The sequence below is a fragment of the Psychrobacter sp. H26 genome (assembly GCF_059073035.1).
Genome location: NZ_JCACRW010000001.1, coordinates 1,728,704 through 1,750,890, shown reverse-complemented (window position 1 = coordinate 1,750,890; position 22,187 = coordinate 1,728,704). Strand labels below are relative to the sequence as shown.

Genomic DNA, 22,187 nt, shown 5'->3' with positions numbered 1-22,187 from the left:
CGACGTATGAAACAAATTTTGAAACATTCGTTCGAAGCGGTAAGTCTACTGACCACGAACAATGGTATGCTTGAAGTCACTATCGTGCCAGCATTTAACCAGCCTGACTGGATTATTCCAAGCGCTCTAATTTTGAGCGTAGAGGATCATCAAGAACGCACCACTATATATGACTGGCAACAGCAAGCGCTGCCTGTGTTTCATTTGTTGTCAAAAGATGAGGTGCCAGAGCGAATTATTGTGTTAGAAGGCAATACAGCTGAACATCGTTTTGCACTACAAACAGCAGGTGAGCTGCAGCAGTTACAAGCTCGTATCTCTGATGTTAAAGATGTTGATATTCCTAAGCAGATGTTGAATAGTAGTACTGACGTCTTGGAGGGGCAGTCTGATGAAGACATCGTGCTCTCTTATTTATATCAAACGGTCATGATTGGTGATAAGACGTACCTAGTACCAGATTTAGATAAAATCGCGCATAACTTGGCTAATTTAGACAGTTAAATGTTTGTTTAGCGTTAAGGTGTTTATCATTTTAGCGCTACAGCTTGGCATATCGGTTGTTTTTTGTCTTGTGAGGGGTAGCGATCCTATTTATAATGTTGAGTAGTGATAACTTATAATAAAGATAAAGACAATAGAGCTGCTCATGAATAATTCTAACGTATCAAAATGGTCTCTTAGTAGTCGTATATTTCATTGGATCAGTGCGCTTTTGCTGTTGGTCACGTGGATTATGATGTTGCTATACGAGAATCTCGATGGCAGCTTATACATCGGACTTCACAAATCGTTCGGGATAAGTTTATTATTTTGGATGATTGCACGAGTCATCAATCGCCTGTTTGTTAAAGCACCACCATCAGTACCAATGCCAAAGTGGCAGTCTTTGATCTCCAAGCTTTCTCACTTTGCCCTCTATGCCATTTTGATCGCTATGCCGCTTGCTGGTCTACTCATGTCTGTATACGGTGGACGCCCTGTCGACATCTTTGGGCTATTTCAGATACCTGTTTTTGTGACTCCTGATAGAAGTTTGGCACGTTTTTATAATGATATACATACTGATATCATCTGGCCTATGATTATTGGTTTTACGGCACTTCATATTGGTGCAGCCCTATATCATCAATTTATCAAAAAAGACAATCTAATAGCGCGTATGAAATAAGCCATTATCGTTACTCATTTTTCTAATATTCACATAGACATGAAAAAATATATTGATAAACTTATACAAAGAAGCTCATATAAAACAATCTATATAAAGAAAATACAGCCAAAAAAAAGCCCTAAGTATATGACTTAGGGCTTTTCTATATCAGACATAAATTGAGACGTTAATGGTCTGAATACACAAACTTACTTTTTGTGTTCAGGTAAATTAATATTCATCTCTAATACATCTAGGCTGTCTTCTGAACGATGGTTAATGTTCACATCATCAATCTGTACACCGTTGACGTACTTATTAACCACTTCTAGTATTTCACGTTTCATTTTTTCGATACGATCAACTGTCAGTCGGTTATTCAGACGGTTTTCGCTAGCTACGATAACCTTGAGGCGCTCAGTTGCTAAATTAGCACTACCAGCGTTACTGCTGTCGTCAGTACCAAATAAGCTACTCCAAAATCCTTTTTTCTTAGTCATCATTAACCCCCAAACCAGCGCTGCAGTAAACTTTTCTTTTTCACATCGATATGACGTAACGGACGCTCTTCACCCAAAAATCGAGCGACGATATCATCATAACACTGACCAGCCACAGAGTCGCTATAATGAATGACAGGCTCGCCATGGTTAGACGCTTCGAGCACTGAATGGCTCTCAGGCACAACGCCGAGCAGTGGTACTTTTAAGATATCATTCGAGATGGTATCGATGTCCATCATCTCGTTTGCAGCGGCGCGCTCTGCATTGTAACGAGTGATCACCAGATGCTCACGTACAGAGCCTTGGTTCTCTTCAACTTTTTTGGTTTGGCTCTGCAAGATACCAATGATGCGATCTGAGTCACGTACTGAAGAGATTTCAGGGTTAGTGACGATAATGGCTTCATCAGCGTGATACATAGCCAGCTGCGCACCGCGCTCGATACCAGCAGGTGAGTCGCAGATGATATAGTCAAACTGTTTAGACAGCTCAGCCATAACCTCTGATACGCCTTCGTCTGTTAGTGCGTCTTTATCACGCGTTTGGCTAGCAGGAAGGATATACAAGTTCTCAAGCTGCTTGTCTTTGACAAGTGCTTGTGACAAGCGTGCGCTACCAGTAATGACATCGACAAAATCATAAACAATTCGGTTTTCACAACCCATGATCAAGTCTAGATTACGTAGACCTACATCAAAATCGATCACTACCGTCTTATAGCCACGCAATGCTAAACCAGCGGCAAAAGAGGCACTTGTCGTGGTTTTTCCCACACCGCCTTTACCTGAAGTGATTACAACTATCTTCGCCACAATGGCACACTCCTATGAATCAATGGGATATCTGTTATATAAATAGCACAATTGCATGGTATTTATCTACTATATATGTACTATCTGCGAAGCTAGCCTAGCATAAATAAACAAACATTTATAGCAAGTCTGTACTAAAGCAGGAAAACAACTGAGATATAAGCTATAAAGGGTTTCTGCTTAAAAAATACACCGCTAATAGTGTTAATTTCTATTCGCTTCATAAATCTATAATGGCACTAAAAATAATAGCAAAAATAGCAGCTGATAATAGACCAACTATAATAATTGATTCTATGTACCTCGCGCGTCTTATACTATAGCTTAATCAAGCACACCTACCTTACTCAGTTTACTTTTCTAAACCATCACTTAATCGTGTATTGTTTTTAACAGTATTAAATTCTAAGCCTCATCCATTACAGTAAATACCAAGCCTTCACCTTCTATAAACTTTACTTGTACAGGCTTGTCAATCACGTGCTCAGGTAGGTTGTCCCGCAAGCAATAAGTGCCTGCTACAGAAACCAGCGAAGGATTAAAAACCTGACAAAAAATACGCGCGTCTTTGTCACCTGTTGCGCCTGCCACCAAGCGACCTTGAGCGCGGCCATATACGTGCAAGCTGTTATCAGTAATCGCTTCAGCACCGCTATTGACACTGTTTGTCAAAATCAAGTCACCACCGACGTGGTTTAAGCTCTGCCCTGAGCGTAGCATCTGGTCATAGATCAAACTGGTAATATGCTGAGCGCTAGTAAGGGTATCAGCTGGCATCTCAGATACAGTCGTTTTGGTCTCTCGTTCATTGGTCGCTGTAACGTCTTTTACATTATCGTCGCTAGCTGAGTCTTTGTTGCTGTCTTCTGCTGGCTTATTGGGCGTTGTAGGTGCTTTCTTACTAGGTATGATACGCTCAATGCGTTTGCCATCTGCTGGAAATATAGCCAAGCGCTGTTCGCGAGCTTGGTCATCGAGTACACCCGTGACCACACCGATAGGTTGTAGTCCCCATGACCATAGCAACTCTACCAATGCAGATAAATCTTGCTCAACGTCACTATCAATAAGGATGGGGATATTACTCGACTTGTTGCTTAGTGTTTCAGCCAGCTGGGCTTCAATAGCACTTAGGTCATCTGTACTGAACTGTAAACGTGAAAAAGTCAGCATTTTGCCGTATAAGGCTAAGGCAGGGGCTGTGTTTGTTGTTTGGTTATTATTATCTGAAACTGTCATATATAAACCCTTAAGAATAATTCTATCGCTGTATCCACAGCGTCATTTTTATAATTGCGTCATGCGAGTCGATAGATATACTACAGATTTAGCATATCTTGATGCTTCCATTGCTGTACTTTTACTTGCGCTTCAAATTCAGTCAAACTGTCATCAATGATACTCGAAATCAGAGTATCGAGCGCAGTATTATTGGTATCTATTTGCGCAATACCGCTAGCAATAGCAACCATCAATGAGTCGAGGCGCTCAGGGTCAAGCAGACGCTGATTTAACGCGTAAACGACATTGGTGCCGACGTTGTGCCCGATAGTCTGTAATTGCGATTCAATTAAGCTGCCAGCGATAGGGATCATACGCAAATAGCGTCGTAGCTCAGGGGTATTGGCCAACCCTTCTTCAATAGCATTGCCCATCTCATCGGCTAATATACTACCACCACCTGATGAAGCGGTGAGCTCTTGTAATTTTGGGGCAAGCTCCGAGCGTAGCATAAACAGCACGGCAGCTTCGATTTCAGCACGGTTGCGCGTGATGGCCGATTCGATAAATGATTTATGTGCTTTGGGATCGGTCAGTTGCTGTCTAAAGTTTTGGATGGTTGTTAAGATGACACGATCAGATAGCTCCTCTAGCAGTAAATCGATATAGAACTTAATACGATTGATCCAGAGCTGTGGTAGCACTTGATAGCCAAGCTGATAGAGTCGGCGCCCGATAATGACTGCTCGGAACAACCGTAATGCACGTAATTGCGGAAAACAACCTAATACTTCATACCAGTGGACAAAAGGAAAAAAGAACCAGCGGTAGTAGACTTTGTTTTTGATGGCGATAGCCCAGCGTAATAACAGCTCGGCAATCAAAAAGATAGTAAAAAACCCACCAGCAGTACGCAGCGGCTCATGCAAAGTGGTTTGATACCAGTTCAGTCCATCACTCACAGACAGCCACTGTGCAGCGTTGTTACTAAAATCGCTCATCAATACCGCATCAATACTGATTAGTAATAGATCAATACTGATTACGATGAGCATCACGATGTCGTAGGTAAGCTTCAAGCGGCTTGGCTTTGGACGATTTGGCCTTGGTGGCTCGCTATGTGTTAGGTGAGGCGAAACCGGTGCTGCAAGAGGCGGGCTAGTAGGAGAGGCGGGCACAGTCATACCTTATAAGTGATAAATGACACAAAGAGTGAGCAAATTTTCGATAATGACTAAAAACAATTATCGAAAATTTATCAGTTCACGAATAGTCACATTATCAATGAATAAGACCAAAAAACAACCCATCTATGATTAAAATTTACGCATTCTAACTTGGGATGCTTTCTATAGTTATAAGAAGTAAATGTGCGCTATAAATAAAATAGGTATGCAACAACACTGGAATGGTCTACAACCACTATGGATAGTGTATTACTACGTGGCTGTTTCTAATGGTCTATGCCGTTCTAATTCACGGTATATTCATAGAGGCAATACACTATAAATGAAATACCCTTATAGGAAACAACACCCTTATAGAAAGTGCCTGCCACTCCGCTAATTGATAGTTTATTTAGCGTTTTGAGGCTCAGGATTGGTTTCAAAATCAGCCAACATGTCGGTGATACGCCGATCTTTTTGGCGCCAGATTTTTTCAACCCAATCGAACATCTGCGCTTTTATATCATCATCATTTTCGTAACCACCTTTTTTGATACCATCGAACAAAGTATCCGGTATATCGATATATCTTAGATCTACCCCCAAACGCTTGATGTTACCTTTCCATAGATCGCCATAGCTTGGTACACCGTCTGGATAGACAATGGTCACATCCAATATGCCGTCAATGTCTTCTCCTAACGCGCTGATTGCCAATGACAAGCCACCTGCACGTGGTTTTAGCAAATGAGTATATGGAGAGTGCTGCTTTGCGTGTTTGGCTTTGGTAAAGCGTGTTCCTTCCAAGTAGTTGAGCAAAGTAAAAGGCTTGTCCTTTAATAGCGCACAGGCACGTTTGGCCTCCTCAATATCTTTACCTTTTAGTGCAGGGTTTTTGGCGATGGCTTCTTTGGAGTGCCGACGCATCATAGGGAAGTCTAAAAAGTAGAAAGCCTGTCCAACGATAGGAATATAAATCAGCTCAAACTTGGTAAAGAATCGCGTGAGTGGCAGGCGCTTTTCGCCTATATACTGCACGATGCTGGTGTCGACCCATGATTGATGATTGCTAACCAAGAGGTATTTGCCCTCAGTATGGATATCATCAGGTAGGCTAATGCGCCAGTCTTTACGAGGTAGCATATCATCAATCAGAGCGCTATTGCTGCTGATCCAGTAGGTAGCAATCTTGATAACGGCTTTGTCCGCGATGGGAGCACCAGTAATGACCTTGCCAACACCCATTAACCATAAGGGAATACTACCACCAAAGCTATTAGCAGCAATGACGCCCGTAGCCGTGGCTAATGACACAGCCTTACCCAGCTTAGGAGTACGTTTATGCATTTTTCGAATGGTAGATGTCAGGCGCATGCTTGATCCTCTTGTTCAATCTAATTAATAAATGAGTCTTACATTGTGGGTGTCAATGTATTTGGGTTCTACCGAATCTATCTTCATAATTGATGACTGATAGCAGTCAACTAAATAGTAGTCAGATAAAAGCTAACGTTATGTAAACGGTCATTCGATGTCTACAATTTGATGTCTACAACTCGATAACTATTGTTAGATGCATACAGACAGTCGACACCTGATGTATGAGCCGTTTAGCCATGATAAATTCGCTTAGATAATTTTAGCAGAAACAATTGGTAGTGTACGACTGTAAACGTGACTAGCGATAGCAAGTGATTACTATGAGGCAGCCAAAGCTCCTACAGCTGGTTGCAAGACAACCTGCACTTCTCATACATAGGTGTGACAAAATATTACACACAGTTAGATTGGAATTGCCATAATAATGACGAAAGTAAATAAGTACTTATGAAAGATTAATGGACAATCTTTATAAAAAGCACGATTTATAACATTTTTGAATTTAAGAGGAAATATTATGCGTAATACATTAATGATTGCAGCAGTAGCATCAGGTCTAGCATTGAGCGGTTGTACTACTGATCCAAACACTGGACAGCAACGTTTGAACAAAGCCGCTTTAGGTGGTTTGGTCGGTGCAGCAGGCGGCGCAACTATCTCAAAAGCAACTGGTGGCGACAAAACTGGTCGTGATGCAGCAATTGGCGCAGCATTAGGTGCAGGCGTTGGTTACTACATGGAGCGTCAAGCTCGTCAGCTTGAACAGCAAATGGCTGGTACAGGCGTAACGGTTGAGCAAAATCCAACAACTGGTAACATTGATCTTGTAATGCCAGGTAGCATCACTTTCTCGTTTGATGATGCAACACTTAGCTCTTCATTCAAGCCAACACTAGACAAGCTTGCTTCAACGATGAACCAGTACAATCAAAACACGATCACTATCGCTGGTCATACTGATAGCAAAGGTACAGCTTCTTATAACATGGGTCTGTCACGTGACCGTGCTTACTCAGTTGCTAACTACTTGACCGCTCGCGGTGTTGCGTCTAACCGTATCAATGTTGTTGCTTATGGCGAGTCACGCCCAGTTGCAGATAACAATACTGATTATGGTCGTCAGCAAAACCGCCGTGTTGAACTAACGGTTAATGCACCGCAAAGCGTAAACTAATCAGTAATTTGATTTAGTTATCGCATACACATTCTCAAATGTGTTTTCAAAAAGAGCCAGCAATATGCTGGCTCTTTTTTTGTGTTGTATTTGATAGGGAAAAGTTAAAGATGGGAATACACGAGGGTCATTGCAGCACAGCGACGTAAAGCGAAACTTTTATGACATCATAGATATCCACCACAGATTTAATTATTATTAATATAAAATTAAGCATTGATAATGATTATCAATAACACTATAATTTATCAATATTTTTATCGCCATAAGATAATATGCATCTCTGTGCACGATAATTGATAAAAGTAGACGACCATACCAGCTTGCTATATATGGCTTGCTTATCGATGTAAGAATGCTACCTAACCAAACAAACTTTTTGCTATATTTTTGAGGATATGTATGACGATTACCACAGTAACAAACCGTAAGATTCTACCAACTACGTTAGCTGTTGCCCTTGCAGGATTGTTAATGGTGTCGGGCTGTACCAAAAAAACCGATGAAGATACGGCTACTGCTGAAGCGCAGACAGAGGTTGTTAGTGCAGAAGCGGGCGATAGTACTGAGATGTCAGCTGCCGAAAAAGCACATATTGACAGACTGGCTATCAGCTATGCCAATATGGCTCACGCCGCTTACAAAGACTCATTGGATACCGCCAAAGCACTACAGACAGCGGTAGATACATACGTTGCGACGCCAACACAAGCCAACCTTGACGCGGCAAAAGCTGCCTACAAAGCAGCGCGCCAGCCGTATTCACAAACCGAGATTTTCCGTTTTGATGAAGGGTTTGTGACAGCAAATGACAAGCGCGCGATCAACAGCATAGATAGCTGGGAAGGTCAGATCAATGCTTGGCCATTAGATGAAGCGCTAATTGACTATGTCAGTGATGATTATGAGGGCGAGTACAACAGCCAAGAAAACATCATCAACAGTGACAGCGTGACAGTCGGTAGTATTAATCAAGACACCAGTACGATCACGCCTGAGCTACTTGCAGAAATGAACGAGATCGGTGGTAGCGAAGCCAACGTAACGACTGGTTATCATGCGATTGAGTTTATGCTATGGGGTCAGGATACCAATGGGGTAAAAGAAGGCGCGGGCAATCGCCCAGTGACAGATTACGTAACAGAAGCTGGTCAATGTACTAGTGGTGATGCGGTCAATGAAGATGCTAGCATTTGTGAGCGCCGCGGTGAATTCTTAAAAGCTGCGACCCAGCTATTGGTTGATGACCTGACAGCGATGGAAGCCCAGTGGCAACCTGAAACAGATAATACTTTACGTAGTGATTTGCTAGCGCGCAAATACGATAATGGTCTACGTCAGATTATGTACCAAATGGGCAGCTTAGCGTTAGGCGAGTTGGCTTCTGAGCGTATGCAGGTCGCTTTTGTCACAGGATCTACTGAAGATGAGCACGAATGCTTTAGTGATTTGACGCATTTGAGCTATGCCAATAATGCACGCGGTATCCAAAATGTCTTTAATGGTAGCTATCAGACTGTCACTGGAAAGACTGTCGGCGGCTACGGCATCAAAGAGTATCTCATTGATAATGGGCATGTAGAAGAAGCCGAAAAACTGGCCGCTGAATTCAGTAAAGTTGAAGGTGCGTTCAACGTTATCGCTAACAAAGGCGAGAAAGAAGGGATTAAGATTGACCAAATGATTGCCACTGTTGGTCAAGCCAGTCAAGAAGGTATCTCTGCTGAAGAGCAAAATATTCGTCGCGGTTGGGTTGAAGCTGGTATCAACAGCTTGCAAGAATTGACGGCTGGTATCGAAAATGCGGCAAAAGCAGTCGGTATCGATAACTTAGATGCGGATGCAGGATCGCAGTTTTAATTTCAGTTTTAGCGATTAAGGTCTTTTTATTCTATTGATGGTATCCATATCATAGTGGTAAGTGAGTAAACCTACTGCTATAAAAATGCAGATTGGATTTTATACGTACGTTGTCGATCATGGTCGGCAACGTATTTTTGTAAGCACTAAGTTGGTAATCACTAAGCCTGTAAATATCAAGTTTGTAAGTACTAAAATAGGCCAGATACATCGGTCTTCTGAATCCGTATATGGATACCTATCATATTATAGGTATCGATTACAGTGGTTCTACTCTAAAACCAAGGCACACAATTTTTATGAAAGCCATTGATATCCCATCTTTTCGTTTGTCTTCTATATTCATGCGCAGTTTGCCGCTCATCATAGCGAGTACGGTCGCACTAAGTGCGTGTCAACCAACCGATAGTACGCCAAGTAATACTTCGGAGAGTCAAAGGGCGACCGCTACTAGTGATAGCTCCCAACCAATAACCTCTGAACGTGCTCAAAATATTGAGGCACTTGCTGGCATGCCCATGCAACAGCTTGTCAGCTTTGATCCACAAGAGATTAAACAGGGCGGTGACACCGGGATCAGCATCACGAGTGCTGAGAGCTATTCAAAGCCGTCATCAAACTTGGCGGCTTCACGCAAAGGCATGTTTTTTATTGGTAATGCGTTCTTTCGTCAGCCTTGGGTTGTAGCTCCTGCTAGTACAGATAGCCGTGATGGACTGGGTGCGCTGTTTAACGTTGCGGCTTGTCAGTCTTGCCACATCAAAGATGGACGTGGTCATGCACCGATGGATGCCGATGATGATGCGGACAGCTTGCTGGTACGTCTGTCTATGCCAGCGACGACCGATGAGCAGCGTAAGCAGTTGCAGGACTCGCTCATTGAAAAAGTCGTTCACCCGATGTATGGTGGGCAACTGCAAGATCGAGGTATTCAGGGCGTCCCTGCTGAAGCGAGAATAGCAGTACAGTGGACTGATAAACCAGTCACTTTTGCTGACGGACATGTTGAGACGCTGCGCGCACCCACATTTAACTTGACCACCCCTGGATACGGTGCTCTTGATGAGGCGATGATGGTATCGCCGCGAGTGGCACCGCCGATGATTGGACTTGGATTGCTAGAACAAATCCCTGACGATGATATTAAAAAACAAGCCAAGAACAATAGTGATATCAGTGGTAAGTTCAATTGGGTTATGGATCCACAAACCGGTAAGCGTGCGCTTGGACGTTTTGGGTGGAAAGCAGGTCAAACGAGGCTGCTGACCCAGAACCAAAGTGCGTTTAATGAAGACATGGGTTTGACGTCAAATATCCGTCCACATGAGTCTTGCATGCCCACGCAGACTGCCTGCCTAAATGCGACTACTGGCGCTGATGAGCAAGGGAATGGCAAGCCTCCTGTCGAAGTGAACGATGACGTGGCAAAATTCGTAGAGTTTTATACCCGTAATTTGGCGGTGCCACATCGCCGTGACGCGGATAGTGAGTTGGTGCTGGCTGGCAAAAAGCATTTCTATGACATGGGGTGTCAAAGCTGTCATACCCCAAGATATCAGTTGCCAAAAACCGACGATGATCGTCTTGAGCAACACGGTCAAGTGATTTACCCTTACACAGATTTGCTGCTACATGATATGGGTGATGAGCTTGCTGATCGTACAGTTTCCGGTAAGTTACCATCAAAAGATGCTCAAGTTGAATTTTTAGCCAACTCTTATGAGTGGCGCACACCGCCCTTATGGGGTGTCGGGCTTGCTCAAACGGTTGATCCGCAAGCGACGTTCTTGCATGATGGTCGCGCGCGCACGCTGATGGAAGCCGTACTATGGCATGGCGGAGAAGCCAAAAAGCAGCAACAAAAGGTATTGAAACTAGACAAGCAAGGTCGTACAGAGCTCAATGCATTCTTAAAGTCACTATAGCGTGATTTTACTGCGTACTATCGTGCGCCACCTGTTTTGAGCAGTCATGCAACAACGATATAAATTACTACCTATAAAATTACCGAGAAATCTATGAAAATGAATCATGCTTTGGCAATGGCACTATCTGCATTAAGTGCTGGACTGCTAATCAGCTGTGTTAAACCTGCCGACGAAAACAAAGCGGTAGAAGCGGACAGCCAAGAAGTTGTGCAAGAGAATAGCGCTGCTAATGGCTCAGCAGAAAGCAGTAATGAAGCTGCTGAGCAGATCGTTGCTGTAGATATCAGTCCTGAGACCCAAAAGACATACTTGACGCATGTGGCAGAGGATATCGTGATTCCAGCGTATGCCGATGCAGCACAACAAAGCGATCTGCTCAATGAATTGGCGCAGAAATATTGTCAACAATCACCAGTAAGCGGTGATGAGTTGCAAGCATTGCGCGAGCAGTGGCTGGTACTAGCACAAGCATGGTCAAGTGCTGAAATGGTCAACTTTGGTCCCGCTACTGCCAGTATGAGTAACTTATATATCAATTACTATCCCGACGAGCGCGGTCTGGTGCATAGCGGTGTCGCCGACCTAATCGCTGCTAATCCAAAGCTAACGCCAGAGCAGCTCACCGGTGAGAGTGCGATTGTGCAGGGTGTACCAGGATTAGAAGAAGCTTTGTTTGCCAATGAGAGCTTGGATTCTGGTCAATGTGCTTATGTGATCAGTGCCAGTAGTGCTCTGAGCACACGTCTAAAAGCCATCGAGGACAATTGGCAGCAGAACGCGACTAACTTATTGGCAATAGATAAGACAGGGGAGAGCGACCAAGGTTTAAACCAATGGTTTAACTCTTTACTGTCATTGATTGAAACGATGAAGTCCAATGCGATCGATCAGCCACTGGGTCTGACGGGCAAAGCAAAAGGTCACCTGCCAGCTGCTACTGCGGGTCAAAGCCGCGCTATTATCAATGCAAAACTAGATGCGATTAATAAAGCCATGACTGACCCCGTATTGACAGCGATTCTTGGTAGTAATGATGAAAATACAGTTGCTGATAACCTATCGACTGCGCTTGCCGAAGCGACGACACTACTAGCACAGATGCCAGAAGATATATCAGCGGCAGATAAAGATGACCAGCAGGCGCTCTATGATCATCTGACCACCATCACTCGCCTAATCAAACGCGAGTTAATCCCAGCACTTGGTATCCGTGTGGGATTCAATAGCACTGATGGCGATTAGACAATGTCTACTATTAATAGGAACACAATAGCGTTAATGCCCAAAGTGCGCGATCAAGCGTATAAGTCAGGAGCAAGATCAGCAAGCCATGAGCTACTGACGACTTCGGTGCTGTCTATAATTGGCACGACAGCACTTGTTGGGCTACACCATCGTTACCGCAAGCAGCAGAACCCCAATGCTAGCCTGCAAGATTATATGACAGGTCTCCGCACGCAGTTATGGGTATCGCAATCGGCTGATGAGACAACACCAATGCTCACGCGCTTGCGCTATGCTTGTCAGCAAGGGGTGGCGACATGGCGGCAGGCTTATCATCATACTATAGATAATGCTGATCAGTATGATACTCCCAGTTTTGCTGATATGCATACGACGACGTTGCTAGCACGACCAGTTAGCTGGGTTAGCGGTGTTGCATCCATGCCAAAAAACCACACATCACTGAACCAAAACGAGCATGATTTTGGTGTGGTGGGTATTGATGCTGATAGGCAAATGGTGTGGCAGACCACTATGCCTGAACGTGTTCATGACATCGTCGTTCAACCTGTATCCGTCAATGTACCTGAAGAGCAAGCTCAGCATAGCAGTGACCACCAAGGTCGGCACGTTGTCGTAATGGGTCGTCGCCCTAGCGAAAAATTCTGGGTGCTGAGTACAGCAAATGGTCAAGTACAGCATGCAATCAAAGCTGACGTAAACCGCCATTTTTATGGTCATGCTTGCTATAGTTTAGATGGTAATTTGCTCTATGTGACTGAAAATGACACTGTCAGCTTGGTAGGCAAAATCGGTATCTACGATGCCAATAATGCTTATAAAAAAATAGCAGAGTTTGACTCGCATGGTATCGGCCCACACGAGCTGATTATGCATCCAGATGGTGATACATTAGTGATCGCAAATGGTGGTATCAAGACCGAGCAAGCCTCACGTGAAGAGTTAAATCTAGATAGCATGCGACCCTCGCTAACTTATCTAAACCGTCATGACGGGTCATTAATTGAGCAAGTGACTCCTGAACATAGCCAGATGAGCGTGCGTCATTTAGCGATGCACAAGGATGGCTCAGTGATGATAGGTATTCAGTTCCAAGGTGAAAAGCACATCAATGTACCATTGGTATTGACCCACAAGCGCGGTGATAGCCATTTCACACCATTGACCATGCCAAACAATCAATGGCAACGTTTTCATCAATATATTGCGAGCGTAGCGGTTGATAGTGAGCGTAATTTGCTTTGTGTGACCACACCCATTGGTGGCTGTGCCGCGATTTATGACTTGCATACTCGAGAGTTGCTTGATGATGTAAACCTACCAGACTGTGCAGGTGCCTCAGTGTTAGCTGACTCCAATATATCAACTCACAGAGCCAGTGATCCTATGGATTCAGGATTTATCGTCAGTGACGGTCAAGGACAATTAACTGCGTTAAGAGTCACTCCTGTGCCAGAAACAAAGTCAGAGACGAAAGTTACTGAGCACCGTGAGCGTATTATAAAGGACAGTAAATTGCACATGATGTCCTTTGACAACCATTTGCAAGCGTTGTAGATTTTGTAAATGTTATAAGCGCATCAGTAGTCAGGAGCAATGATTCACACGGTTATGTCCAGAGCTTTTACATTCATAACTTTTGCGTCCGTGACTTCAGCGATGCAGCTTATAGCTGCTATGACCATATAAAAAGGAGACAGTGCATCAGCTCAGATATCAGTTTAGATACTGTGAGACAGCAGCTCGCACAGGCAGGTATCGAGCTGTGCATCAGTAAAAAACGTGTCAAAAATATCAACTTTCGCTTAAAGCCTTATTTATTGATGGTCTCTGTACCACTGCGTATCACTGCCTCGCAAACACTGTATGCTGTAGCCAGACGAGTGTCTTGGGCGATTGCTCATCACCCGCAAGTACTGGCGCAATACCATCGTAAACCCAGCGCTCCGGTAGATTCCTCAGATGCTGATCAGCCCATCTATCTATGGGGCAAAGTACAAGCATTGACGTTGAGCCATGATGAAACAATAGCTTACTATCGACAGCAGCTCTCCAATATCATGCCTTCGCTATTTGAGAAGTGGCAGCCCATCGTCGGCGCTTATGCCAATGAGGTACGATTAAAGAAAATGCACACGCGCTGGGGTAGCTGTAATACTCGCGCCCGCCGCATCTGGCTCTCGGTCTATCTTCCTGCTTATCCTATCGAATGCACCGAGTATGTTATCGTTCATGAGCTCTGTCATTTACATCATGCCAATCATAGTCGCGCGTTTTGGCAAACCGTTGAGGCGGCAATGCCGGATTATCAGCAGTGGCACAATCTGCTGGCAGGCAAGACGGGTCAGTTGGATTGAGTTCAACAGCCTGCGATTTTAGCTATCTAAATCAGTGCGTTCATAGCAGTTTTTGCCTACGCATCTTTCTTTTGTATCAAAGATAGATAACCCTGTCTGAGTTTTACTGGCATGATTGACATAAGGACACGCCTTCATAAGCCTGATATGATAAGACATAACGGTACAAAACGTGTCGTTTAAATAGAACTATACAGGGATGTCACATGGAAAATGTCAATCAGGCAGAATTTTGGCAGCAGCGCTATGAAAAAAATAGCATCGGCTGGGATATGGGACAGGTATCGCCACCACTCAAAGCTTATATTGACCAGCTACCTGACAACGCCAAAAACCAAGCAGTGTTGGTAGCAGGTGCAGGTAATGCCTATGAAGTAGGCTATCTATATGAGCAAGGATTTACCAATGTCACGTTGGTTGATTTTGCGCCAGCACCGATTGAAGCGTTTGCAGCGCGTTATCCTGATTTTCCCTCTGAGCATTTGATCTGCGCAGACTTTTTTAGTTTGTCAGAGCAGCAGTATCAATTTGATTGGATATTGGAGCAGACGTTTTTTTGTGCGATTAATCCCGCGCGCCGTGATGAGTACGTGCAGCAGATGGCGAGACTACTAAAGCCTCAAGGCAAACTGGTGGGTTTGTTATTTAATACAGACTTTGGACGAGAAGAGCCACCATTTGGTGGTAGTAAAAAAGAGTACCAGCAGCGTTTTCAAAGCTATTTTGATATTGAGACCATGGCGCCTAGCTACAATTCATATCCTGCACGGCAGGGTAGCGAGCTGTTTATAAAGCTGCGAGCAAAGTAATCTCGCGGTTAATATTGCCCCGAGCTTGTGCTTCTAGTCGCTCGTAATAGTAGTCAGTCAAATACAGTCTTGGATGGGCTAGTAATCCTCGTAATATTGCAGTGCGACCATGACGATAATCCACATCTGTCACATGAGCATACTCTTGACGTACTGCTTGTGTATACTGCTCGTATAGGGGCCAAGATATACCCAAAATACTCAAATCCATGTCTAACAGATAGGCGGCATCATTGTATTTAACACTGTTTATCGACTCATCTATTTGATGACTGGCAGTTATCATAATAAGTGCGTAGATATCTTGGCATCGCGTCGAACTCAAGTAGGGGCTCAACGCCTCTACCGCATATTCAGCACTTTTTTGCTCATTGTCTGAACGTGTTGGGTCATACACGATGTCATGATAATACAGTGCCAGCGCTATCGTATTTGGCTTAGATAGAGAGGGTTTGATATTTTCAAGCTGCATCATTAATTGCTCGATATGATCAAGCGTATGATAAGCGCGATGCGGCTCAGTATAGCGTACAGCGATATCTTTCCACAGCAACTCTATCTGCTGCGGCAAGATATCGTTACTCATAGACGATAAGTGCTGTGCAAAGCATTTACCAAGATCATCGCGTCTATATAAAAAGTCAGCCATCTATCACTGTTCACTATTGCTATGCTAAATGTGGTGCAACTAGTCTTCGTCGTTAGCCACGGCATCTTTAAATGCTTTGTTAAAGACGTCCCCAAGCAAGCTCACATCATCGACACGCGCATAATTCAAGCGAGTGACAAAAGCAATACGGCGGTGTGGTCCGTCTTCAGCCAAAGGTACTGCAACCGCGTTTTGATTTTGCAGGTGCAGCTGATCCAATGCCATTTCAGGTACTAGCGTTGTGCCCATATTGGCAAGCGCCATTTGAATTAGCGTGTTTAAGCTGGCATCCGAAAAGCTCGATTTCATTTGCGAGCGGTCGAAATGACAGACCGATAGTGTCTGATCGGTCAAACAGTGCCCTTCACCAAGTAGCATAAGGTTGGCAGTGGCCAGCTCATCAGCGTTGATGGTTTCGAGTTTGGCATGTATGTCATCTTTTGGGAATACAGCAAAGAAGTCTTCACTCCAGAACTCAAAACTGTGCAGACCATCGACCGCATAAGGTAGTGCAATAATAGCGGTATCAATATGACCATAACGGACTTGTTCAAGTAGGCGCTCGGTCTGTTGCTCAACGATCGTCATACGAAACTCTGGATATTGAGCACGTAGCGCAGGCAATACCTTTGGTAGCAAATAAGGCGCAATCGTTGGGATGATACCGACCGTCATAGGATAGGCAAGTGGCGTCTGGTGACTTTGCGCACGCGTGGTCAAGTCACTCACTTCAGAAAACACGCGTTGTGCGCGCGTAAGGATATCTTGACCGATAGGCGTGATCAGCACCTGTTTATTATTACGCTCAAAAATCTGAGTATCCAGCTGTTTCTCTAATTCTGCAATACCTAAGCTCAGCGCAGACTGTGAAATATTGCAGTCTTCAGCAGCACGTTTGAAGTGGCGATGTTTGGCTACAGCCAAAGCAAACTCAAGTTGTCGTAAAGTAATCATAAAACCTCTCTTTTTATGGGTTTTTCATGCAATTTATTATGCGTCGTCAACCTTTATGGGGCAGCAAATTACCAATTTTGAACCAATGATAAGCTCTAGAGATAATAGTTTAACAAGTTTAATAAAACAAAACATCACATTAAAAACTTTTAACTAGATTAACCATAGAATTCGCGTATAGTTTGTCGGGTAGCCCAGAAAGATAAAGGGTTAGTCGAAAAACCATACAAATAACTTTTAATCTAATTAATTATAGAGGAGCCAACCATGGCGTCTATCATCAATCAAGAAATCCCAGAATTTTCAGCAGATGCATACGTAAACGGTGAGTTCAAAACCGTTACTTCAGAAGACGTAAAAGGCAACTGGGCAATTTTCTTATTCTACCCAGCTGATTTCACGTTTGTCTGCCCAACTGAACTTGAAGACATGGCAGGTCATTACGAAGAGCTAAAAGGTCTTGGTGTTGAAGTATATTCAGTATCAACTGACACGCATTTCACGCACAAAGCATGGCATGATTCTTCAGATGCTATCGGCAAAGTACAATACCCAATGATTGGCGATCCTACTGGTAAGATCACTCGTGGCTTTAACGTTATGATTGAAGAAGCTGGTCTTGCTGAACGTGGTACGTTCTTAGTAGATCCTGATGGTTTGATTCAAGTTGCTGAAATCCATGCAGGTGGCATCGGCCGTAGTGCAAAAGATATGCTACGTAAAGTAAAAGCAGCACAGTACGTTCGTGAAAACGACGGTGAAGTATGCCCAGCAGCTTGGGAGCAAGGCGGCGATACATTGAAGCCAAGTCTTGACCTCGTTGGTAAAATCTAAGTAGTTATTTCACCACTTAGATAACAGTAGCACTGAATTTCATACTGTTAGTTTGAATCAGTGCTATATATAAAGACCCCATTGACGTATGTTGATGGGGTCTTTTTTTATATGAGTTAAAGCTTAATTTATTGATGACATTTCTACTGGTCTACAGAATCTGTGTAGATTGACAGTAAACGTACTATTAAATAGGAGAGTCTTCTTTATTCTTATCGATAATTTTATAAATCTCATCTTTAAGATGTAGTTTATGGCGCTTCATTTGTTCTATCTCTTCTTCGCGGCTGGTATGCTTTACTAGGTCTTTTTCGAGGTAGTTGATTTTTTGATCAAGCTGAGTATGCTCCTCAAAAATACTCGCAAAATGACTGTCTTTGAGTTTGAGCTCGGCGATGATCTCTCTGTTGTCGTGGAGCGTGTCTGTTTTTCTCATGTGTTCATCCTTGTCATTAAACGCAACCTTGCTACACATAGTCGCGAATTGTTTTAAAAAACGGCTTAACTTAAGAACTATTCTCGATTGTAGCGAAAAAACCAGACAGACACCACGACTATTATCCACGAGTGTATTTATATTTAATATAGTAAATCTATTTATGATTGGTTTTATAAAACTTGATATTTGAGTTTCTCAGCTTGCTGAATTTACTCAAACGCATGATAATAGGGACATTCAAGGGCAATAACCCGATAGATACAACATTTTATATAAAACTATTAATTTTAGAATCTTATGTATAGACGTGCAGCATGACAGTTGCCGTTACATATTCAGTCATAATGAGGAACAAACATGATAGACCAAAATTTATTAGATGCCGTTAAGAGCTATAGTGAAAATATGACACGTCCGATTACCTTTGTATTGGGTAATGGTGAGCACAGTAAGCGTGCAGAACTGATCGATTTTTTGACTAAAATTGCTGGTACCACTGATAAAATTAATTTCAGTGCAGAATCAACTGATGACAGCTTGCCAAGCGCAATCAGCTTCAAGGTAGTTAGTCATGTAGATGGTGCGTCAGAAGATACTGGTATTGTATTCAGCGGTATTCCAGGCGGTCATGAGTTTACTTCGCTGATCCTTGCAATCTTGCAAGCGGGTGGTCACACGCTAAAACTAGATGAAGGTATTCAAAAGCTGGTTAAGCGTTTTAACAAGCCATTACAGTTCCAGACCTATGTGTCGTTGTCATGCCATAGCTGTCCAGAAGTCGTTCAGGCATTGAACCAGTTTGCGCTATTGAATGACGGTATCAGCAATGAGATGATCGATGGTGCACTGTTCCAAGAACAAGTAGACGCAAACAAGATCCAAGGCGTACCAGCAGTATTCTTGAACGGTAAGCCATTTGCTAATGGTCTAATAGATACTGCAAAACTAATCGGTAAGTTACAAGAGCAGTTCCCTGACTTGTTGTCAGAAGTAGAAGATGATGCTGAGCAACTAGAGCAGCAAGATGTAACTATCATCGGTGCGGGTCCTGCAGGTGTAGCGGCTGCCATTTACACTGCTCGTAAAGGTCTAAAAGTGACGATGGTTGCTGATCGTATTGGTGGTCAGGTTAAAGACACACAAGATATCGAAAACCTTATCTCTGTACCGTTGACCAATGGTACCGATCTGTCTGGTAATTTCGTTAAACACTTAGCCGAGTACAATATCACGCTAAAAGAGCATGTCAGCGTAAAAGACATCGGCGAGACCGAAGAAGAGAACTATAGTATCAATCTAAACACTGGTGAGACCTTTGAGACGCGTAGTATTATCTTGGCAACAGGTGCCCAGTGGCGCAAACTTGGCGTACCAGGTGAGGAAGAAAACATCGGCAAAGGTGTGGCGTTCTGTGCCCACTGTGATGGCCCATTCTTCAAAGGTAAGGACATCTCAGTCATTGGTGGTGGTAACTCAGGCGTTGAAGCAGCACTAGATTTGGCAGGTATCGTCAAACATGTGACTGTACTGGAATTTGCTGATGAACTAAAAGCTGACCAAGTATTGATTAATAAAGCTAAAGAAAAAGCCAATATTGAATTCATCACAGGTGCCGCGACTCAAGAAATTAAAGCAACTGATGGCAAAGTATCCTCTATTGTGTATCAAGACCGCAGCACAGGTGAGACCCATGAGCGTGACTTGTCAGGGGTATTTGTACAGATTGGTCTAGTACCAAATACTGGGTTCATCAAAGGTTTTGTTGATTTAAACCGTTTTGGCGAGATTGAAATTGATGAGCGCTGCCATACAGATCGTAAAGGTATCTTTGCTTGTGGTGACGTCACGACCGTACCGTTCAAGCAGATCAACATCGCGATGGGCGAAGGTAGTAAAGCTGCGTTGTCAGCGTTTGAATACTTAGTCATGCAATAAGCGGTTCATGCAATAGACCATTAAATTGTAGATTAAACGTAAAAAGCCACCTTGTTTGAGGTGGCTTTTTTTATGACGTTGTATAAACCGTTCTCTAAAAAGGAGAGTTTAATAAATAGAAAATAAACGTTTGAGTGCGCTAATAAAGTAGTCATTCCTAGAAAATATCAACATTTACGTTACAAATTTGTCATTCGCATTACAAATTCGCGTTGTTGATGCAATAATGAGCTCAATAGAACCTTTCAAAGCATCATGAACTATAAGGAAAGTAGGCATGGAATATATCGAAGCTTTTTTCGCCCTAATCGGGGATCTAACATGGGGCTGGGCACTCGTGCCTATGTTGGTTATTTTTGGTTTATTATTCACTATCGTGGGCAGGTTCGCCCAGTTTAGATATTTTAAACGTATGTTCCGTGTGTTTAAAACGGATGAAGTAGGAGAAGATGGGATTTCTGCCCGTCAGGCGTTGCTCGTTTCTATCGGTGGACGTGTGGGCGGTGGTAACATTGCTGGTGTTGCGGTTGCAATCTCGTTAGGTGGCCCCGGTGCGGTCTTCTGGATGTGGGTTGTCGCACTCATTGGAATGATGACCAGTATTGTTGAGTGTAGTTTGGCTCAGCTTTACAAGCGTAGAGACAATGATGGTAACTTTCGCGGTGGTCCTGCAACCTATATCCTACATGGTCTAGGTAAAGACTATCGCTGGCTTGCTGTTATTTATGCTGTTTCTCTACTACTGTCTTTCTCTATCGGCTTTGTGGCGTTCCAAGGCAACACGGTGGCAGGTTCTGCGCTTGAGAGCTTTGGGATCGAACGCTGGATGTCAGGGGTAGTATTAGTCATTGCAGGTGGGTTCATCGTCTTTGGCGGTATCCAGCGCATTGCCAAAGTAGCCGACGTTGTCATCCCGGTAATGGCACTGATCTATCTTGGGATGGCGCTTATTATTATCGCACTCAACTTCACAGAGATACCTGCATTGATGGTAATGATTGTCAAAAATGCGTTTGGTATTGAATCTGTCGTAGGTGGTGGTATCGGTGTCGCAATTGAGCAGGGTATGAAGCGCGGATTGTTCTCTAACGAAGCCGGTTTGGGTTCTGCTCCTAATATTGCAGCTACCGCTTACGCCACGCACCCTGTGAGTCAAGGTATCTCACAATCACTATCTGTATTTATTGATACGTTAGTTGTGTGTAGTGCCACAGCATTTATGATTTTGTTAAGTGGCGTCTATCAACCAGGAGCCGAGGTCGATGGTATCGTACTTGCTCAGCAGGCGCTAACGACTCAGCTTGGGGATTGGGCACAGTATATTCTGACCATATCGCTACTGCTATTTGCACTTAGTTCTATTATGTATAACTACTATATGGGCGAAAACGCGATTAACTTTTTGGTTAAGAAAAACATCAAAAAAGCGACTTTGGTTTTACGAATTGTCGTGATTGCGATATTGTTCTTGGGCGCAGTAGCCCCTACGGCAACCGCGGTATTCTTCTTCGCTGATCCGTTAATGGGTGTACTAGCACTGGCCAACTTATTGGCCTTGATTATGCTATTTCCGCGAGCTAAACGTTTACTTGATGATTTTGCAAGTCAATTGAAATCAGGGGTCAAAGAGCCATTATTCGATGCACAAGAGTACGAAAAGTTAGATCTCGATATGAGTGCATGGGGTAAAAAAGCGGTAAAAGAAGCGTTAGATCAAAAACAGTAGTACGTATGCGCTTAATGTCTTATGAAAGTAAAAACCACTTTA

The 22,187-nt window shown here is 43.4% G+C and carries 20 protein-coding genes; 12 read left to right on the top strand and 8 right to left on the bottom strand.

The annotated features are described in order from the left end of the window. Nucleotides 1–6 precede the first annotated feature (6 nt). A complete protein-coding gene (locus AC5JPT_RS07260) occupies nt 7–504 on the top strand; it encodes a hypothetical protein (protein WP_493857632.1) in 498 nt (165 codons plus the stop codon). A 145-nt stretch (nt 505–649) separates the two neighbouring features. Next, a complete protein-coding gene (locus tag AC5JPT_RS07255) occupies nt 650–1,171 on the top strand; it encodes a cytochrome b (RefSeq protein ID WP_493857631.1) in 522 nt (173 codons plus the stop codon). 191 nt (nt 1,172–1,362) lie between these two features. Here the strand turns inward: AC5JPT_RS07255 and minE are convergent, their stop codons facing one another. From minE to yihG, 5 genes are all read right to left on the bottom strand, one after another. Further along, on the bottom strand, nt 1,363–1,653 hold the full coding sequence (minE, locus tag AC5JPT_RS07250; RefSeq protein ID WP_319050905.1) for a cell division topological specificity factor MinE: 291 nt from the start codon (nt 1,651–1,653) through the stop codon (nt 1,363–1,365). Nucleotides 1,654–1,655: 2 nt separating this feature from the next. After that, on the bottom strand, nt 1,656–2,468 hold the full coding sequence (gene minD / locus AC5JPT_RS07245) for a septum site-determining protein MinD (RefSeq protein ID WP_319050904.1): 813 nt from the start codon (nt 2,466–2,468) through the stop codon (nt 1,656–1,658). 405 nt (nt 2,469–2,873) lie between these two features. Further along, nucleotides 2,874–3,707 (bottom strand): septum site-determining protein MinC, encoded by an 834-nt coding sequence (minC, locus tag AC5JPT_RS07240; RefSeq protein ID WP_319050903.1) that lies wholly within the window; start codon nt 3,705–3,707, stop codon nt 2,874–2,876. Between the two features lie 80 nt (nt 3,708–3,787). Continuing rightward, complete coding sequence (locus AC5JPT_RS07235; protein ID WP_319050901.1) at nt 3,788–4,873, bottom strand: hypothetical protein; 1,086 nt, start codon at nt 4,871–4,873, stop codon at nt 3,788–3,790. A gap of 390 nt (nt 4,874–5,263) precedes the next feature. Then, complete coding sequence (yihG, locus tag AC5JPT_RS07230; RefSeq protein ID WP_493857630.1) at nt 5,264–6,229, bottom strand: 1-acylglycerol-3-phosphate O-acyltransferase, YihG family; 966 nt, start codon at nt 6,227–6,229, stop codon at nt 5,264–5,266. 523 nt (nt 6,230–6,752) lie between these two features. Here yihG and AC5JPT_RS07225 point away from each other — a divergent pair. The 7 genes from AC5JPT_RS07225 to AC5JPT_RS07195 all read left to right on the top strand — a co-directional run bounded on the left by AC5JPT_RS07225 (nt 6,753) and on the right by AC5JPT_RS07195 (nt 15,608). Next, nucleotides 6,753–7,409, top strand: coding sequence for a YiaD family glycine zipper/OmpA-like lipoprotein (locus AC5JPT_RS07225; RefSeq protein ID WP_319050898.1), 657 nt, complete (start codon nt 6,753–6,755; stop codon nt 7,407–7,409). A gap of 402 nt (nt 7,410–7,811) precedes the next feature. Next, nucleotides 7,812–9,269 carry an imelysin family protein gene (locus tag AC5JPT_RS07220; protein WP_493857629.1) on the top strand — a complete coding sequence of 486 codons (1,458 nt, stop codon included), beginning with the start codon at nt 7,812–7,814 and terminating at the stop codon, nt 9,267–9,269. A 299-nt stretch (nt 9,270–9,568) separates the two neighbouring features. Continuing rightward, nucleotides 9,569–11,194 carry a di-heme oxidoreductase family protein gene (locus AC5JPT_RS07215; protein WP_493857628.1) on the top strand — a complete coding sequence of 542 codons (1,626 nt, stop codon included), beginning with the start codon at nt 9,569–9,571 and terminating at the stop codon, nt 11,192–11,194. Nucleotides 11,195–11,287: 93 nt separating this feature from the next. After that, complete coding sequence (locus tag AC5JPT_RS07210) at nt 11,288–12,439, top strand: imelysin family protein (protein ID WP_493857627.1); 1,152 nt, start codon at nt 11,288–11,290, stop codon at nt 12,437–12,439. A 3-nt stretch (nt 12,440–12,442) separates the two neighbouring features. Continuing rightward, nucleotides 12,443–13,999 carry a DUF1513 domain-containing protein gene (locus tag AC5JPT_RS07205; RefSeq protein ID WP_493857626.1) on the top strand — a complete coding sequence of 519 codons (1,557 nt, stop codon included), beginning with the start codon at nt 12,443–12,445 and terminating at the stop codon, nt 13,997–13,999. A gap of 173 nt (nt 14,000–14,172) precedes the next feature. Next, the gene (locus AC5JPT_RS07200; protein ID WP_493857625.1) at nt 14,173–14,799 is read left to right on the top strand and encodes a M48 family metallopeptidase; all 627 of its coding nucleotides are present in this window, start codon (nt 14,173–14,175) and stop codon (nt 14,797–14,799) included. A gap of 206 nt (nt 14,800–15,005) precedes the next feature. After that, nucleotides 15,006–15,608, top strand: coding sequence for a methyltransferase domain-containing protein (locus AC5JPT_RS07195; protein ID WP_493857624.1), 603 nt, complete (start codon nt 15,006–15,008; stop codon nt 15,606–15,608). On the opposite strand, the gene AC5JPT_RS07190 is transcribed toward AC5JPT_RS07195, so the two are convergent. Further along, entirely contained in the window at nt 15,586–16,257 is a 672-nt protein-coding gene (locus tag AC5JPT_RS07190) for an HD domain-containing protein (RefSeq protein WP_493857623.1), read from the bottom strand. The two genes, AC5JPT_RS07195 and AC5JPT_RS07190, sit on opposite strands and share 23 nt — an antisense overlap. 39 nt (nt 16,258–16,296) lie before the next feature. Further along, on the bottom strand, nt 16,297–17,211 hold the full coding sequence (locus AC5JPT_RS07185) for a hydrogen peroxide-inducible genes activator (protein WP_319050891.1): 915 nt from the start codon (nt 17,209–17,211) through the stop codon (nt 16,297–16,299). A gap of 267 nt (nt 17,212–17,478) precedes the next feature. Between AC5JPT_RS07185 and ahpC the strand changes: the two genes are divergently transcribed. Continuing rightward, complete coding sequence (ahpC, locus tag AC5JPT_RS07180) at nt 17,479–18,045, top strand: alkyl hydroperoxide reductase subunit C (RefSeq protein WP_319050890.1); 567 nt, start codon at nt 17,479–17,481, stop codon at nt 18,043–18,045. Between the two features lie 187 nt (nt 18,046–18,232). On the opposite strand, the gene AC5JPT_RS07175 is transcribed toward ahpC, so the two are convergent. Beyond that, complete coding sequence (locus AC5JPT_RS07175) at nt 18,233–18,481, bottom strand: HP1242/YdcH family protein (protein WP_493857622.1); 249 nt, start codon at nt 18,479–18,481, stop codon at nt 18,233–18,235. Between the two features lie 360 nt (nt 18,482–18,841). Between AC5JPT_RS07175 and ahpF the strand changes: the two genes are divergently transcribed. Next, nucleotides 18,842–20,419 carry an alkyl hydroperoxide reductase subunit F gene (gene ahpF, locus AC5JPT_RS07170; protein WP_319050888.1) on the top strand — a complete coding sequence of 526 codons (1,578 nt, stop codon included), beginning with the start codon at nt 18,842–18,844 and terminating at the stop codon, nt 20,417–20,419. Nucleotides 20,420–20,696: 277 nt separating this feature from the next. After that, entirely contained in the window at nt 20,697–22,145 is a 1,449-nt protein-coding gene (locus AC5JPT_RS07165) for an alanine/glycine:cation symporter family protein (protein ID WP_319050887.1), read from the top strand. Nucleotides 22,146–22,187 lie beyond the last annotated feature (42 nt).

Coding starts and splice junctions, on each gene's coding strand:
- minC (WP_319050903.1), bottom strand. CDS start 3,707: ATGACAGTTTCAGATAATAATAACCAAACAACAAACACAGCCCCTGCC.
- AC5JPT_RS07255 (WP_493857631.1), top strand. CDS start 650: ATGAATAATTCTAACGTATCAAAATGGTCTCTTAGTAGTCGTATATTT.
- AC5JPT_RS07210 (WP_493857627.1), top strand. CDS start 11,288: ATGAAAATGAATCATGCTTTGGCAATGGCACTATCTGCATTAAGTGCT.
- yihG (WP_493857630.1), bottom strand. CDS start 6,229: ATGCGCCTGACATCTACCATTCGAAAAATGCATAAACGTACTCCTAAG.
- AC5JPT_RS07165 (WP_319050887.1), top strand. CDS start 20,697: ATGGAATATATCGAAGCTTTTTTCGCCCTAATCGGGGATCTAACATGG.
- AC5JPT_RS07185 (WP_319050891.1), bottom strand. CDS start 17,211: ATGATTACTTTACGACAACTTGAGTTTGCTTTGGCTGTAGCCAAACAT.
- AC5JPT_RS07175 (WP_493857622.1), bottom strand. CDS start 18,481: ATGAGAAAAACAGACACGCTCCACGACAACAGAGAGATCATCGCCGAG.
- AC5JPT_RS07205 (WP_493857626.1), top strand. CDS start 12,443: ATGTCTACTATTAATAGGAACACAATAGCGTTAATGCCCAAAGTGCGC.
- AC5JPT_RS07220 (WP_493857629.1), top strand. CDS start 7,812: ATGACGATTACCACAGTAACAAACCGTAAGATTCTACCAACTACGTTA.
- AC5JPT_RS07225 (WP_319050898.1), top strand. CDS start 6,753: ATGCGTAATACATTAATGATTGCAGCAGTAGCATCAGGTCTAGCATTG.
- AC5JPT_RS07190 (WP_493857623.1), bottom strand. CDS start 16,257: ATGGCTGACTTTTTATATAGACGCGATGATCTTGGTAAATGCTTTGCA.
- minE (WP_319050905.1), bottom strand. CDS start 1,653: ATGACTAAGAAAAAAGGATTTTGGAGTAGCTTATTTGGTACTGACGAC.
- AC5JPT_RS07235 (WP_319050901.1), bottom strand. CDS start 4,873: ATGACTGTGCCCGCCTCTCCTACTAGCCCGCCTCTTGCAGCACCGGTT.
- AC5JPT_RS07260 (WP_493857632.1), top strand. CDS start 7: ATGAAACAAATTTTGAAACATTCGTTCGAAGCGGTAAGTCTACTGACC.
- ahpF (WP_319050888.1), top strand. CDS start 18,842: ATGATAGACCAAAATTTATTAGATGCCGTTAAGAGCTATAGTGAAAAT.
- AC5JPT_RS07195 (WP_493857624.1), top strand. CDS start 15,006: ATGGAAAATGTCAATCAGGCAGAATTTTGGCAGCAGCGCTATGAAAAA.
- AC5JPT_RS07215 (WP_493857628.1), top strand. CDS start 9,569: ATGAAAGCCATTGATATCCCATCTTTTCGTTTGTCTTCTATATTCATG.
- ahpC (WP_319050890.1), top strand. CDS start 17,479: ATGGCGTCTATCATCAATCAAGAAATCCCAGAATTTTCAGCAGATGCA.